A 13,440-nucleotide genomic window follows, 5' to 3' on the forward strand; every position below is an offset into this window, starting at 1 on the left:
ACGCCCTTGGAGGCTTGCTCGTGACCATCCTTCGCCGCCACCTCAGCACCGGGTACACCGTGCTGCCGACGGCCACCCTGGAAGATGCCCGTCTGTCGTTTCGGGCTCGGGGGATCCTCGCGTATCTGCTGGCGAAGCCGGACACGTGGAAGGTTGCGGCCGATCGGATCTCCAAGGCGGGCAAGGAGGGCGTGGAGGCGGTCCGTACGGCGCTGCGGGAGCTGCGGGACGCCGGGTACTACCGGGTGGTGACGGAGCGGCGGGAGGACGGGACGTTCTTCAAGATCACCGAGGTGTACGACCAGGCGCAGGACTGGGCGGCCCAGGAGTTCAGGGAGGCGGAGGAGCGGCGGGCGGCGCGGCGCCGGAAGCCGGCGGGGAGTTCGGGCGCGGGACAGCGAGAGGAAGGAGCCCGCATGGGCGGGGTCACCGAAACCGGGTTTTCGGGGCTCGGCTCTCCGGAGTCCGGTTCCCCGGGCGAAGGATCTTCGGGCGATGGTTCGCCGGGGCTTATAGGTAGTAACCAGAGCAAGTACTCAGAGATAAACCCCCCAACCCCCGCAGCTGGCGCTGCCGGGGAGCTTGCTGCCGCAGCAGGACAGGCAGCGGCTGCGCCGTCCGGGCCGGGCCGGTGCTCCGCGCACCCCGAGGGCGGGGGGCGTTCCTGCCGGGGCTGTGGGACGAGTCCCCGTCAGCAGAGGGCGGAGGAGGAGAGTTTGCGCAAGAGGGAGGCGCAGGTCAGGCAGCGGGCGCGGGACGCGGAGGTGTTGAATGCCGGCGCGAAGCCGGAAGCCACGTTGTCGTCGGTGGCCAAGGACGCGATTGCCGAGATCCGGGTGCGGTCGCGGGAGGCGAAGGAGCGTACGACGGGCGCGAAGCCCAGTAGCGGGAAATAGGCCGCGATGTTTTCTGTATCCTGACGACGTCGCACGTTGACACCCCCTCCCCGCAAAGTAGAATTTAGATACGAGCGGGAGAGGCCCGCGATACCTCTTGGAGAGCACACATGAACCGCCCGCAGATCAGCCAGGGCCGCGCCAGCGTGGAACCCGCATACCTGATCGACCCCTTGGCGCGAGCGTGGGAGATCCACGTCAAGGCCCTCGCCCCCAAGCCCACCTTCCACGTCTACGTGGACGAATTCCAGATCACGGCACAGAGGACCGAGTTCGGTCCGGACTGGCTGCTCGTCTCGGTGCACGAGTTCACAGATCACCGGATCCGGCTGGGCCTGTCGCTCGCGACGATGCCCCGACAGGTCGGCGCGACCCTGGACGCCTTCCTGGAAGGCGTGCGCGACGGGGAGCTCATCGACGACCGCACGCTTCAGTACAGCTGACCCTTCAACCGCCTGCGGTGGCCTAGAAATAGGCCACCGCACATTTGGAGACATGCCTTGAAGGCCCTCGATCCGCCGCTCACCGACGACGCCCGCATGGCGGTGCGGGACTTCTTCACCCCTGCCCAACTCGCCGCGTTCGCGGACCTGGAGTACAGCTACGAGCGCGCCGAGTGGGGCGAGCGGCAGCTACAGAACCCGGGGCGCCGCCCGACACGCCGCCTGCCGGGTGAGCCCGACGCGGGATGCCTGTGCACCTGGACCCGCGCCCCACGCGGCTTCACCTACACCGTGCAGACCGCCACGGGCTGCCGGTCGACAGCGGTTTCGTGGGGCGCCGTGGCCGAGGTGATCGGCCGGTGCCTGACGCCGGTGAGGTACGGGGCACTGCGACAGGCCGTCGACGCCGAGGCCGCGCACCACCTCGCCTACCACCCCGGACCTGCCCCGTTCCGCGATGCGGACATGTGGCACACGCACGCCTACCGGCCCTGGACAGCCGAGGCCGCGCGGCTGTCGCTTCGCAGCGGCGCAGCGAAGGACGCGATCCTGCCCGCGGTTCTCCCCCAGCCGTTCCTGTTCTGATTCAACCCGCCGAGGAGGCACCCGCCGTGATCAATTCGACCGCCCCGACGTCCTGGATGGAACTCGCGCCGTGCGCCGGCGTCGAGGGGTTCGTCTTCGACGTCTCCCTGACCCGCAGGCCGGCGGCAGAGCTCCGCGCGATCAGCGAGCCACTCGTGCGCACCTGCCTGGAGTGCCCCGTGCTCGCGGAGTGCTTCGAGCGGGTCCGCCCGCAGGGGTCGGGGTTCGACGGGGTGTGCTCGGCGCGGGTGTGGATCAACGGCCGGTCGGTCGCCTCGGCGACGGTCGCCCCCGCCCTGCCCAAGGGCCTGCCGTCGCGGGCGGGCGTGTGCGGGGAGAGCAGCGGGGTGAAGGGACATCGCCGCAACAGGGAGCCGCTGTGCGGCCAGTGCCGGGTGACGGCCCAGCGTGCACAGTCGCGGGCCGCCGGCGCGGCGACGATCCGCAAGCGGGGCGCACTGAGCGCCCGCCGGGCCGTGCAGGCTGCCGCCTAGCCCACTGCCGGGCCTCTGACCTGCGGGTTTACATTGACACCCCCTCCAGAGATAGTAGAATTCAGATATAAGGGAGGGGGGAAGCCCCACCTGAACCAGCCGGAAGGAACACCGTGAACGCCATCCCGATCCCCGACCCGATCGCCGTCCTGCACGTCGCCCGTAACTACGCCGTCACCGAGCAGCAGGCCGAAGTCGCCCTCACCTGGGCCTCGGTGAACATGAGCGTGCAGTGGGGCGAGTTCGCCATGGCCGCCGGACTCGACGAAGCCGACGGCGAGGCCATGGACCGCTGGAGCCAGCAGTTCCCTCACATCCGCCGAGACGTGCTGGACGACGCGATCGCCAACGTCACCGCCGCACCGGCGCCCGTTCTCCAGCCGGTCCCCGACCCCGTCGGCCGCCTGCTGGCCGAGGTCCGCCGGGCCCCCGCCCTGTGCCGACCCGCGAGCCCCATGCGCACCAACCGGCGCCGCGTCCACATCCGCTGAACCGCCCCGCCCCCGGCCGCCCCGCCACCGGGGCGGCCTCGCCATGCCGCCACCCGCCACACCACCTGGAGACCCGATGGGCGCCATCACCTTCTTCGACATCGTCATCGGTGACGACGTCGCCAAGGCTTTCAACCAGATCCGCGACGAGGCCCTGCACGAGCACGGACGCGGCGGCTGCTCCGGTTCCATCGCCGAGAAGGACGACTACGTCGTCATCGATGACGTGCGCCGCTCCCAGGACTCCGCCATCGGCTGCGCGATGGAACTGATCGCCGCCAACGACCCCCGCATCGACAACAAGTGGGGCCCGGCGGGAGCACTCCCCCTCACCACACCCACAGCCCAGAACGGATGGCTGTTCTTCGGCTGGGCCAATGACTGACCCACTCCTCGGCGCGCCCGCCCGGGGCGCGCCCCCGCACCTCTTGGACCCGGAAGACACACATGTCCTTCAAGTACCTGCCGATCCTCGGCGCAGGCGAGATCATCGCCACGCTCAACCTGACCGGCGAACAGAGCGCACGCGCCGCCGACCTCGCCGCCAAGGTCGTCCGCCAGGCATGGACCAGACGCCCCGCCCACAAACGCGCCCAGGGCTACCCGGAGTTCGCCGCAGCCGTACCGGCCTGCAGCTGGCTGACCATGTTCGAAGTGGCGGCCCTCCTCGAACTCGGCCGCACCCGTGAGGCATCCCGGCTGATGAAGGCGTCCCGCATCGTCCACGGCACCAGCCGGTGACCGCGCCTCCGCTCAACGCCGCCGGCCCCAGTCGCCACGACTTCCACCCCCACCCCGGGCTGGAGGCTCACAGCCCCTGCGCGGCAGGCCCTTCACCGGCGGCAGCAGGGCACCGCGGCTACACGAACAGCACATCTCCCCACTCCCAGGAACGGAACCGGCACATGAACCCCACCGACACTCTCACGCCCGATCTCTTCCTCTCTCAGATACGTCAGGCCGCCCGGAACCTGGCGGCAAGCCCCCTGCCGAACGCCCACCGCGTCCTTGCCGCGCTCCCCCAAACGCGGAGCCTGTGGTGGGGCATGACGTCCGTGGAGCGTCGCACGGTCCTGCTGCTCATCTCCTGGGCCGCGCAGTCCGTACGGGTCGCCTACGACGGCACGGCGGAATCCCTGTTCGCCGACGCGCTGACGTTCACAGCCCGGACCTGGGCGGCCACCCACCCCACCTTGGGACCCGCCGAGTTCTGCGAGACCAAGCACGAGGCCGCGTTCCTCGCCCACCTTCTGGCCAGCGGCCCGGACCTGGAGACCTCCCACCAGCTGTCCCTCGCGATGACCGCCCTGGTTCCCGTCGACCTGTGACATCTCCGCTGCTCTCGGCGCCGTCCTGGCGCAGAGGCACGACCCGCACCCCTGATTGGAACCCCACATGCTCGACCTGTACGTAACACGCACCGCCGTGCTCATGGCTGCCAACCTGCTGCGCGTGCCGAGCGAGCGCCGCTCTCCGCTCCAGCTCGCCACGGACGCGGGCCTGACGGAGCTGTGGCGCCACGCCGCGCCGGAGACCCGCCGCATGCTGCTCCTCCAGGCCGCGTGGGAGGCCCGTACCGCCTTCCTCGCTGACGCCGACGACGACGCCCACCGCTACGCCGCCTATCTGGCTGAGGCGGCGAACGCCGCCCACCAGCGCGGAGCCACTCGGCGGGAGGAGTTCACCGACCGCATGGATCCTCACTTCCTGCTTGCCCAGTCGCTGGCCTTCGACGTCCTGGACCTGGACATCTCGCTGATTGCTGTGCTGACCCTCGCCGTCCGCATCCCCGCCGGCTGGCAGGCGTGAACGCCGGAGCCCGTGTCTGGCTCCGCCAGGAGAACGGGAGCAGCGTCCTCGACCGAGCGGGTCAGGCAGTGGCCTTCACCGTGCTCAAGGTCGAGTCCCACCCCACAGGGGTCCTCTGCGAGCTCGCCGCCGACGACCTGTTCGTCCACATCCTCTACGCAGGCTGGCACCCCGCCGGCCGACTCACCCGGATCTGAAAGGAAGACCACCACCATGACCATCAAGATCACCCACAGCCGCCGCGAGGGAACCCTCATCAGGGGCGCGGTACGCGGGGACGGATCTGCGGACGTCCTCAAACTCCGCCAGTGGGGCGCAACCCTGCGGCAGGGCGCGAAGTGGTCGCGAACCCTGGGCTGCTGGTATCTGCCGTTCTCCCGGGACAAGGCGACGTACAAGCCCAACCTCGAACAGCTCGCCGCCCTGTTGCGCGGCAAGGGCCTTGAGGTGACGCTGACGATAGATGAGGACGACCGGCGGACCTTCACCGAGCAGGAGGAGGACCGCATCGAGCGTGCCGCCGACCGCGCCGAACGGTTCGACGGCTACGCGGACAACGCGGCCTCGCGGTCGCAGGCGGCCTACGAAGGCGCCCACCGAATCGCGGATCGCATCCCCTTCGGGCAGCCGACCCAGCGAGAACACCACTCCACGCGGCGCACCGAACGCGACCGCGAGCGCATCCACTCCGGCATGGACAGGTCCATACGGGAGGGCGACAAGGCTTCGTACTGGTCCGACCGGACCAGGGCCGCCGAGGCGTACGAGACCTTCCGCAAGAACCCCGGCCGCACTTTGCGGCGCATCGCCACTCTGGAGGCCGACCTTCGAGCGGTCGAAAAGTGGCAGCGCGGCGAGTCCGCGAAGGGGTGCGCCCGAAACCCCGATGACCCCGAACTCCCGCGCATGCAGCAGGACCTCACGGAGCAGATCAAGTTCTGGCAGAAGGTCATCGAGGAGGCGGAGCAGAAGGGCTACAAGGTGTGGTCGAAGGCCGACTTCTCGAAGGGTGACTTCGTCCTCAGCCGGGGTCGCTGGTTCGAGGTGCTGCGGGTCAACGCGAAGTCGGTGACGATCCCGCACATCCACAACGGGATCGGCCAGAAGGTCGTACGGGCCGAGGACAACCGGCTCGACTGGACGTGGAAGGTGCCGTACGACGAGGTCAGCGGACGGAAGTCCGAATCGGAGATGGCGCAGCACTTGGAGCAGTCCGCCGCTAGGGGGGTGTCTGTGGGTCGAGGCAACTTGACCCCACCCTCATTCATAGTAGAATTTAGATATCAGGTGAGGGGGTCGGCCTCCAACCCACCCCCTCACCCCGAACCCACCGAGAGCAGCACATGACCTTGTTCAGATCGGGCGACCGCGTGAGCGTCCTGTACCTTTCCGTCGCGCAGGCCACTTGCCTCGCCTACAACCGGTACGTCGTGGACGTCGAGTCGGATCCGGCGTACGGCCAGCGCGTATGGGTGGAGATGCCCGCCGACTGCGCGGCCGGCCCCCTTCTGCGGGTCCACTCCCACCCGGACTTCATCGACCTGATGGAAGCCGACCCGCTCACTGCCCAAACCCCCGGACGCCTGGAGGCCAACCTGAACTGGCACGACTCCATGGCGCTGCCGGGGTCCACCACCCCGACCTGGCCGGACGGCAGGCACGGCGAGACACTCCAGATCGCATTGACCGCCCGAGAGCGCGCCGTCCACGCCGCCCACGTGGTGGCGTACATCGCAGCCCTGCACGAAAGCGATCCGGCGGCCTGCGCCCGACGGGTCGCCGCCGACCGGGCCGCCGCGACGGAGGCGGCCCGATGACCGGCCCCGCCTGGATCCCGCCGTCCGAGGGCGCGTGGCGAGCACGATTCCGCACCCCCCACGCCGCGCTGGAGTGGCACACCGTGGTACCCGCCCCTCGGATGGGCACGAGGGGCTGGGCAAGGGCGGCCGCTTCCGCCTTTCACGATGCGACGAGCACGCTGTCGGCGGGCGGCGATCACTGGCCGCAGGCCGAGCTGTACGAGCTGACCTACCTGCCGCGGCTGCGCTCCCGGGAAAGGGCGATCGCCTGGGCGGCCCTGTGCGACGTCGAGGCGCTCCCGCCCTTCCGGGGCTCCATACCGGGCTTCCCGGTGAAGCGGCCGAGGGATGAGGAGTGGAGGAAACTCCTGATCGAGACCCGCAGTTCGTATCGAGAGCGCCTGATCGGCTACGGCGACGGGCTGCCGGACATCATGGGCGCCCTGGCGGGCTCACCGCAGCAGTGGGACGTCGAGGCGTACCGCGACCGCTTCGGGGCGGTCAACTGGGAGTCGGTGCGGGCGGACATCCACAGCGCGGCGATGTCGACGGCCCGGCAGACGCCGTACGGAATGTTGTGGGTCGACGAAGGCTGAGCGGCCCGAATCCCGTCTTCGGCGGAGTTGACCCACCCCTCATTCATAGTAGAATTCAGATATGAGTTGGAGGGGGAACCCTCCGGCTCCCGACCCGCTCCGCCTCCCCGGCGGGGCGGGTCGCCCCGTTTCAGCACCCCCTCACCCATGGAGAAACCGTGTCCCTGCAACTCGACCTCTTCGCCAGCGCCGACCCCGAGCCTGCACCCGCACCCGCACCCGCACCCGCACCCGCGACGTTCACCGCCGCCGCGCCTCGGGCCACCCGCCCCGAAGCGGCCAGGATCATCACGCCGCCGCGCGAGAGCGACCACAGGCCCAGGCCTGCCCGCTCCCACGACCTGCACTCGAAGGCCTTCGCCCTCGGCGAGGCCGTCACCGACGCCTGGCACCGCGCTCACGGCGGGTCGGACATCGCCGTGCCGATCGGACTCGTCGCCGCCCTCGCCCTCATCCGGCAGAGGGACGCCGCCGGCCCCAGCCTCCAGGCGCAGATCCTCGGCCTCGACGGAGTCGAGCTGATCGAGATGTACCGACAGATCTGGGCCCAGCACTGGGCCCACCGGCCCGACCTGATCGACCGTGCCCGCGTGCTGCACGAGTGGCTCAACGACACGAAGGCCCCCACCAAGGACCGGGTCTATGCCGTCAAGTGCGTCACCCGGGCCGCACTGAAGGGCGGCATCCTCGACCTGACCGGGCACCCCGACCCGTACGAGCGCGCGCAGACCGATGTCCTGTCACACGTGATGATGTTGCTGCGCAGCAACAGCGCCCGGCAGGGTTTGGGTGAGTTCCACACGCCCCCGCCCGTCGCGGACGTGCTGGCCGAGATATCCCTGACGACGCAGTGGGCGCTGGAAGACCCGAGGGCGGGCCAGCACATCCACGACCCGGCCGGCGGGAGCGGCGGACTGCTTCGCGCGGCCGCGCAGATGCTTCGCCACCGCGGCTTCGACCCGGCCGACTTCCAGTGGTCGATGGTCGACATCGACCAGATCGCCGCCGCCTGCGGAGCCGTCAACATGATCGTCTGGGGCATGGGCAGGCGCGTGACGGTCGCCTGCGACAACCCCCTGTCCAACGCGCGGGCCGTCGAGGACGCCATGACACACGCCCAGGCGGTCATCGCCCACCGCGACGAGGTACTCGGCAAGGCAAGGATCATCGCGGCCCTCAACCGGACGCAGGCCCTCGTGGAACAGATCGCCGCATGAAGACGATCAGTTTCGGCGGGGGCGCCCAGAGCATGGGACTGATGGTGCTGGCCGCCCGCCGCGAAATCCCTCACCGGCGCTTCCTCTTCGCGAACGTGGGTCACGACTCCGAGGACCCGCGCACCCTCGACTACGTGGACCGGGTGGCCGCCCCGTACGCCCGAGCCAACGGTCTGGACCTGCACATCCTGGACCGGGTCACGCGCACCGGCCGCCGCGAGACGCTGTGGGGGCGCCTGATGCGGCCGGGCTCGCGGTCCCTGCCGATCCCGGTGAGGATGTCGAACGGGGCGCCGGGGACTCGCTCGTGCACGAAGGATTTCAAGATCGCGGTCACGGGCCGCTGGCTGCGCGAGCACGGCGCGAGCCCGCAGGCACCGGCGGAGGTGGGCATCGGGATATCCCTGGACGAGATCTCCAGGGCGTCGAACCGGCGCGTGGAGTCGTACGAGCGCATCACCTATCCGCTGCTGGACCTGCGGATGCGGCGCGCCGACTGCTTGTCGGTCATCGCAGACGAGGGCCTGGAGGCACCCGCGAAGTCGGCGTGCTGGTTCTGCCCTCTGAAGTCGCGGGCCGGCTGGTCGGAACTGCTGCGCGACAGGCCGGTGCTCTTTGAGCGGGCCTGTGAACTGGAGGAGACCCTGAACGCCCGGCGGGCGGCTCTCGGGCGGGATCCGGTCTACCTGACGCGGGCCGGGCGCCCGTTGACGGAGGCCGTGGGGGCAGCGCAGGAGGAGCTACCGCTTGACGTGGGCTGCGATTCCGGCTGGTGCATGACGTAGCCACCCCCACCCTGACCTGCGGTGATGCGATTGACACCCCCTCCATGCATAGTAGAATTTAGGTAAGAGCTGAGGGGAAAACCACCAGCCGACACGAAAGGAACGACCCCGTGACCGACCCGGAAATCGCCATCCGAATCGACCTCGCCGGAAACCTCCGCGAACTCGACATCGGCCCCGACCGCAACCAGCAGATCCGGACCATCGGCCGCGCCCTCCTCGACAACATCCAGGCCGTCGACTTCATCCGCCGCCCCACCGGCCCCGACATCGTCATCCTCGCCCGCGCCCACCGCTCCCACCAGGCCCCCAACCACCCGGCCGCCCGCGCCGTCCACGAACTCGCCACCCCCCTGCCCCACCCCATTCAGGGCGAAGTCGTCCTCGCCGGATACACCACCGCCGGCCACCTCACCGGCCTGCCCGCCGACGCCGTCGCGATCATCCGCGCCGCCTGCCGCACCCCCTGAACACCCCACACCAGCACACCTCTTGGAGACCAGCCCCATGACCACCGACACCGCCGCCCGCCTCTCCCTCATCGACCTCTTCCGCCTCGGCGACCTCATATCCGAACGCCTCGGCGACGCCTGGACCAAGTCCGACGACAACACCGACCACCAGGCCGTGGAGTTCCACCACACCGAAGGCCACACCATCGGCATCCGCCGCCTGTGGGACGGCATCGGCGCGCAGACCTTCCTGACCAGCCCCAACCACCCCCGCTACAACGCCGGAGTCGTCTTCAGCGACACCGAAGGCGCCAGCGACACCCTCATCAACGCCATCGAACAGCGCCTGCTCCCCTCCCTCGCCGGCCACCGCCCCAAGCTCGGCAGCAACGGCGCCCCCATCCCGCCGCCCCAAGAGGCGCCCGCAGCCGAACCGGCCCCCGAGAGCGTCCCGCAGCCGCCCGCGCCTCCGGCCCCCCAGACCGCCCCACCCGCTACGCCCGAGCCGGAGAAGGCAGCCCCGCGGACGAAGAAGGCACCCCCGCGGCGACCGGCCACCACCGCGCCCAAGCGGGCCGCCCGCAAGCCCAAGGCAACCGCCGCCACCGTCTGATCACCACCCCCACGGTGCGGGCGGCCCCACCGCCCGCACCCCCGACCGAAGGACAACAGCCATGACTGCCACCACCATTGAACCCACCATCCTCGCCCCGACCGCGACGGTGAACGCCTTCGAAGGCCGTTTCATCTGGGTCGATCCCCGCGAGCTCGTCGTCGATGCCTTCAACCACCGCAAGGCCCGAGGAGACGACGACAACGGCACCGAGCCCGACGCCTCCCTCATCGAGTCCGTCATCGAGTTCGGCGTCACCACCCCCCTGCTGCTCCGCCCCCAGACCGGCGCCCAGGACGGGCTGCTCGGCGTCGTCTTCGGCCAGCGCCGCATGAAGGCCGCTGTGATCGCCGCCGAACACGCCCTCGCCGCCGGCCAGCCCATCCGCCTCGTCCCCGCCATCGTCCGAGACGACCTGCGAGACGTCGATGACGAAGCCCTCTCCCTGTCGGTGGTCGAGAACATCCACCGCAAGCAGGCCACAGCCCTCGACGTTCTCGACGCAGCCGAGCAGCTGGCCCTCATGCCTGTCGGCAAGATGCGCAAGCAGCGCGCCGCCCGCGCGCTCGGCATCAAGCCCGAGGAAGTCGCCGCCGCCCCCCAGGCCGCCAAACTCAGTCCCCGCGCCCTGCGGGAGGCGAACACCGCCGCCTTCGACCTCGTGGACATGGCCGACTACCACTCGGTCGAGAACCTCGGCGGGGCCCTGACCGCACTCAAGCAGGCCAAGAAGAAGGACACGGAAGCAGGCGACTCCTCACGCGGCCACTGGGCGCACGCCCTCGCCGAACTGCGACAGAAGCAGAAGGACGAGCAGGAACGCACCCGGCTCATCGAGGAGTTCAAGAGCAAGGGCATCCCGGTGGTCGCCTGGAACGCACATCGCGAGCACGGCACCTCTCGGGCCCTCGCTGACCTTGTCACCGACATCGGCAACCCGATGACCGCAGACCTGCACCAGAAGTGCCCGGGGCATGCCGTCGCCATGGTCCCCGGTGACACCGAGGTCGAGTGGCTGTGCACCGACTGGAAGCGATACGAGCACGAGCTGACCGACCAGAAGGCCGCCGCGGCCAAGGCCCCCAAGTCGACTCCCGAGCAGCTGGAGGCCGTACGGCAGGTGCGGCGCTACAACAAGGCCTGGAGGACTGCCCGCGACGTCCGCCACGAGTACGTCCGCCAGCTGTGCGCGGCCGGCGGCGAGGCCAACGACGCGACTTGGATCCTGATCCTCTCCACGATCACCGGGACCTCGACCGCGTACGGGCGGGCCGCGTCCCGACCCAAGACGGACCTCATCAGCGCCTTCCTCGGCGTCAAGGACCCCAACGAGGACCGCAGCCACTGGGACCGCGCTTCTGACCCGTACGGGCCGTTGATCGCGACCACGGCCAAGGCACGCCGCTGGCGCCTGCTCCTGGCCCAGGTGGCCGCGATGTTCGAGAGCGAGGTCATGCACGACGGGGCGTGGCGCCACGTCGACAAGGACACGGTCACCTGGCTCGGCTACCTGAAGGAGCAGGGCTACAAGCTGAGCGAGGTCGAAGCCGAGATCCTCGCCGAGGGAATCAAGAAGCACCAGCCCGCCAAGAAGAAGTCCCGCAAGTAATCCCCCCTCCCCGGCGGCGGCCTCACAGAGGCCGCCGCCGGGCGCATCGAAGGCAGACCGTGCACGAGCACCCGAGCACCACGAAGACCATCACTCCGGCCACCTGGCACCGGCCCGAGTTCCAGGGCAGGGAGGAGGAGCTGATCCACCTCGCGGCCGGCGCCGACCTCGCCGGGGTGACGCGGTCGGCGGTCAGCAACTGGGCCATCCGGCACCCCGACTTCCCCAAGCTCGTCCTGGAAACCGGCCCGGAGTCCCGCCGGACCAAGTACGTGTGCGAAGCGGAGTTCATGGCCTTCGCGCAGAAGAGGCGCACGGAGGTCACCCGCAAGAGGAAGCCCTCACCGCACCGGCCGGGCGCCGTCATCGACGCGGAGCGACTGGAGCACTGCGAGAGGCAGGTGGCGCGGCTTCGCGACCTGGAGATGAGGCAGGTGGCCAAGCCGACCGCGACCCGGGCCGCCCTGAAGGTGGCCCGCTCCCGCCTGGCCTCTGCCGAGGCAACGTCGAGAGGGAGGTAGGGGGCAGTCCCGCCCAGTTGACCCCCACCTCATTCATAGTAGAATCTAGATATAAGCTCAAGGGAAAGGCCCCATACGCAGTGACCTATATCCGCGAACGAAACATCACCGTCAACGGCGTCACCATCACCATCAAGACCAGCCACCGAACCACCCTCGACCTCGACGTCGTCCTCACCGGCAACATCATCGTCCGAGGCCCCCACACCACCACCGACGAGGAAGCCCGCAGCCTCGTCACCCGCCGACGCAGATGGATCTACAGGCAGCTCACCCACCTCTGCGAGACCGCACCCGAGAACCCCGAGAAGACGATCGAGAACGGCGAGCAGTTCAACGTCTTCGGCCGGCCCCACACCCTCCGGATCACCCGCCGGACCCACGACGCCACCCCCGCCACCGCCTACACCCACCCCGACCTCGGCCCCGTCATCGACCTCAACCGGAGCGCAGCCCAAAATCCGGACGAAGCGCGACGAACCCTCATAACTCTTTACGCCAACACGACGAGAAAATGGCTGGAAAACCACGGTCACCGAATCACGCGACTCACCACCAAACCAGACACCCCCCTCGCCGTCTCCCAACGAGCACGAACCCAATGGATCACCCGAACGAAGGACGGCACCCTCACCCTCCACTGGGCACTCTCTCAACTCCCCACCATCCACCTGCGCGAACTCCTCCACCGCACCCTCGACCTCCACACCATCGCCGATGGCAAAGAACTCGACCACCACCTCCAAAACCTCTGGCTCGGCAGAATCCAACTCACCCCCGACCCCGAGCCCCCCACCGACCCCACCACCACCGACACCTGCCCCAAGTGCCACGCACGCCCCGACAACCTCCACACCAACTGGTGCGGCCTCGCCCGCTGCGCCTTCACCGGCACCCCGCGCAGCTCCTGCCATCACCCCAGCACCATCTGCCTCACCCTCTGGACCGGCCGCTGGCCCGGCGACGACGAATGCCGGGAGTACGGCTTCTACTACCAACCCGCCAGCGGACGCCCAGACCCGTGCAACGCTGACGACGAAGGAGCCGAGCCCGACCTCAACCGGCTGTACGCCGAGTGCGTCTGGGACCCCGCCCAGCAACGCATGGTCCTGCCCGGTTGAGAAAGGCAC

General features: G+C 69.5%; 20 protein-coding genes. All 20 read left to right on the plus strand.

Annotated features, from left to right (window positions below; genetic code table 11):
• Positions 1-14 precede the first annotated feature (14 nt).
• The 20 genes from OTB19_RS10865 to OTB19_RS10960 all read left to right on the plus strand — a co-directional run bounded on the left by OTB19_RS10865 (position 15) and on the right by OTB19_RS10960 (position 13,431).
• Complete coding sequence (locus OTB19_RS10865; RefSeq protein WP_267797853.1) at positions 15-896, plus strand: hypothetical protein; 882 nt, start codon at positions 15-17, stop codon at positions 894-896.
• 110 nt (positions 897-1,006) lie between these two features.
• Positions 1,007-1,339 carry a hypothetical protein gene (locus OTB19_RS10870; protein WP_267797854.1) on the plus strand — a complete coding sequence of 111 codons (333 nt, stop codon included), beginning with the start codon at positions 1,007-1,009 and terminating at the stop codon, positions 1,337-1,339.
• A 57-nt stretch (positions 1,340-1,396) separates the two neighbouring features.
• Positions 1,397-1,924, plus strand: coding sequence for a hypothetical protein (locus OTB19_RS10875; RefSeq protein WP_267797855.1), 528 nt, complete (start codon positions 1,397-1,399; stop codon positions 1,922-1,924).
• A gap of 26 nt (positions 1,925-1,950) precedes the next feature.
• The gene (locus OTB19_RS10880) at positions 1,951-2,418 is read left to right on the plus strand and encodes a hypothetical protein (RefSeq protein WP_267797856.1); all 468 of its coding nucleotides are present in this window, start codon (positions 1,951-1,953) and stop codon (positions 2,416-2,418) included.
• 113 nt (positions 2,419-2,531) lie between these two features.
• Positions 2,532-2,909, plus strand: a complete 378-nt coding sequence (locus OTB19_RS10885; RefSeq protein WP_267797857.1) for a hypothetical protein — start codon at positions 2,532-2,534, stop codon at positions 2,907-2,909.
• Positions 2,910-2,985: 76 nt separating this feature from the next.
• Positions 2,986-3,294: a hypothetical protein gene (locus OTB19_RS10890; protein WP_267797858.1), complete on the plus strand. Its 309-nt coding sequence runs from the start codon at positions 2,986-2,988 to the stop codon at positions 3,292-3,294.
• 62 nt (positions 3,295-3,356) lie between these two features.
• Positions 3,357-3,650, plus strand: coding sequence for a hypothetical protein (locus OTB19_RS10895; protein ID WP_267797859.1), 294 nt, complete (start codon positions 3,357-3,359; stop codon positions 3,648-3,650).
• A 164-nt stretch (positions 3,651-3,814) separates the two neighbouring features.
• A complete protein-coding gene (locus OTB19_RS10900; protein ID WP_267797860.1) occupies positions 3,815-4,237 on the plus strand; it encodes a hypothetical protein in 423 nt (140 codons plus the stop codon).
• Between the two features lie 67 nt (positions 4,238-4,304).
• Positions 4,305-4,718 carry a hypothetical protein gene (locus OTB19_RS10905; protein ID WP_267797861.1) on the plus strand — a complete coding sequence of 138 codons (414 nt, stop codon included), beginning with the start codon at positions 4,305-4,307 and terminating at the stop codon, positions 4,716-4,718.
• A complete protein-coding gene (locus OTB19_RS10910) occupies positions 4,715-4,915 on the plus strand; it encodes a hypothetical protein (protein ID WP_267797862.1) in 201 nt (66 codons plus the stop codon). Before OTB19_RS10905 ends, OTB19_RS10910 begins: the two co-directional genes overlap by 4 nt.
• A 16-nt stretch (positions 4,916-4,931) precedes the next feature.
• A complete protein-coding gene (locus OTB19_RS10915; protein WP_267797863.1) occupies positions 4,932-6,065 on the plus strand; it encodes a DUF3560 domain-containing protein in 1,134 nt (377 codons plus the stop codon).
• Positions 6,062-6,535, plus strand: a complete 474-nt coding sequence (locus tag OTB19_RS10920; RefSeq protein ID WP_267797864.1) for a hypothetical protein — start codon at positions 6,062-6,064, stop codon at positions 6,533-6,535. Before OTB19_RS10915 ends, OTB19_RS10920 begins: the two co-directional genes overlap by 4 nt.
• Positions 6,532-7,113, plus strand: a complete 582-nt coding sequence (locus OTB19_RS10925; protein WP_267797865.1) for a hypothetical protein — start codon at positions 6,532-6,534, stop codon at positions 7,111-7,113. Before OTB19_RS10920 ends, OTB19_RS10925 begins: the two co-directional genes overlap by 4 nt.
• A 158-nt stretch (positions 7,114-7,271) precedes the next feature.
• Positions 7,272-8,330: an N-6 DNA methylase gene (locus OTB19_RS10930; RefSeq protein WP_267797866.1), complete on the plus strand. Its 1,059-nt coding sequence runs from the start codon at positions 7,272-7,274 to the stop codon at positions 8,328-8,330.
• Positions 8,327-9,115 carry a phosphoadenosine phosphosulfate reductase gene (locus OTB19_RS10935; RefSeq protein ID WP_267797867.1) on the plus strand — a complete coding sequence of 263 codons (789 nt, stop codon included), beginning with the start codon at positions 8,327-8,329 and terminating at the stop codon, positions 9,113-9,115. Before OTB19_RS10930 ends, OTB19_RS10935 begins: the two co-directional genes overlap by 4 nt.
• A gap of 110 nt (positions 9,116-9,225) precedes the next feature.
• Positions 9,226-9,585: a hypothetical protein gene (locus OTB19_RS10940; protein ID WP_267797868.1), complete on the plus strand. Its 360-nt coding sequence runs from the start codon at positions 9,226-9,228 to the stop codon at positions 9,583-9,585.
• 37 nt (positions 9,586-9,622) lie between these two features.
• Complete coding sequence (locus OTB19_RS10945; protein WP_267797869.1) at positions 9,623-10,180, plus strand: hypothetical protein; 558 nt, start codon at positions 9,623-9,625, stop codon at positions 10,178-10,180.
• Positions 10,181-10,241: 61 nt separating this feature from the next.
• Positions 10,242-11,789 (plus strand): ParB/RepB/Spo0J family partition protein, encoded by a 1,548-nt coding sequence (locus OTB19_RS10950; protein ID WP_267797870.1) that lies wholly within the window; start codon positions 10,242-10,244, stop codon positions 11,787-11,789.
• 59 nt (positions 11,790-11,848) lie between these two features.
• Positions 11,849-12,310: a hypothetical protein gene (locus OTB19_RS10955; RefSeq protein WP_267797871.1), complete on the plus strand. Its 462-nt coding sequence runs from the start codon at positions 11,849-11,851 to the stop codon at positions 12,308-12,310.
• Positions 12,311-12,390: 80 nt separating this feature from the next.
• On the plus strand, positions 12,391-13,431 hold the full coding sequence (locus tag OTB19_RS10960; protein WP_267797872.1) for a YgjP-like metallopeptidase domain-containing protein: 1,041 nt from the start codon (positions 12,391-12,393) through the stop codon (positions 13,429-13,431).
• The last annotated feature ends 9 nt before the right edge of the window (positions 13,432-13,440 follow it).

This window comes from Streptomyces sp. H27-H5 (genome assembly GCF_026627505.1).
Classification (GTDB): domain Bacteria; phylum Actinomycetota; class Actinomycetes; order Streptomycetales; family Streptomycetaceae; genus Streptomyces.

Bases quoted from the DNA above. Each gene is read 5' to 3' on its own strand.
- OTB19_RS10895 (WP_267797859.1), top strand. From the start codon at position 3,357: ATGTCCTTCAAGTACCTGCCGATCCTCGGCGCAGGCGAGATCATCGCC.
- OTB19_RS10920 (WP_267797864.1), top strand. From the start codon at position 6,062: ATGACCTTGTTCAGATCGGGCGACCGCGTGAGCGTCCTGTACCTTTCC.
- OTB19_RS10945 (WP_267797869.1), top strand. From the start codon at position 9,623: ATGACCACCGACACCGCCGCCCGCCTCTCCCTCATCGACCTCTTCCGC.
- OTB19_RS10890 (WP_267797858.1), top strand. From the start codon at position 2,986: ATGGGCGCCATCACCTTCTTCGACATCGTCATCGGTGACGACGTCGCC.
- OTB19_RS10900 (WP_267797860.1), top strand. From the start codon at position 3,815: ATGAACCCCACCGACACTCTCACGCCCGATCTCTTCCTCTCTCAGATA.
- OTB19_RS10870 (WP_267797854.1), top strand. From the start codon at position 1,007: ATGAACCGCCCGCAGATCAGCCAGGGCCGCGCCAGCGTGGAACCCGCA.
- OTB19_RS10925 (WP_267797865.1), top strand. From the start codon at position 6,532: ATGACCGGCCCCGCCTGGATCCCGCCGTCCGAGGGCGCGTGGCGAGCA.
- OTB19_RS10905 (WP_267797861.1), top strand. From the start codon at position 4,305: ATGCTCGACCTGTACGTAACACGCACCGCCGTGCTCATGGCTGCCAAC.
- OTB19_RS10915 (WP_267797863.1), top strand. From the start codon at position 4,932: ATGACCATCAAGATCACCCACAGCCGCCGCGAGGGAACCCTCATCAGG.
- OTB19_RS10950 (WP_267797870.1), top strand. From the start codon at position 10,242: ATGACTGCCACCACCATTGAACCCACCATCCTCGCCCCGACCGCGACG.
- OTB19_RS10935 (WP_267797867.1), top strand. From the start codon at position 8,327: ATGAAGACGATCAGTTTCGGCGGGGGCGCCCAGAGCATGGGACTGATG.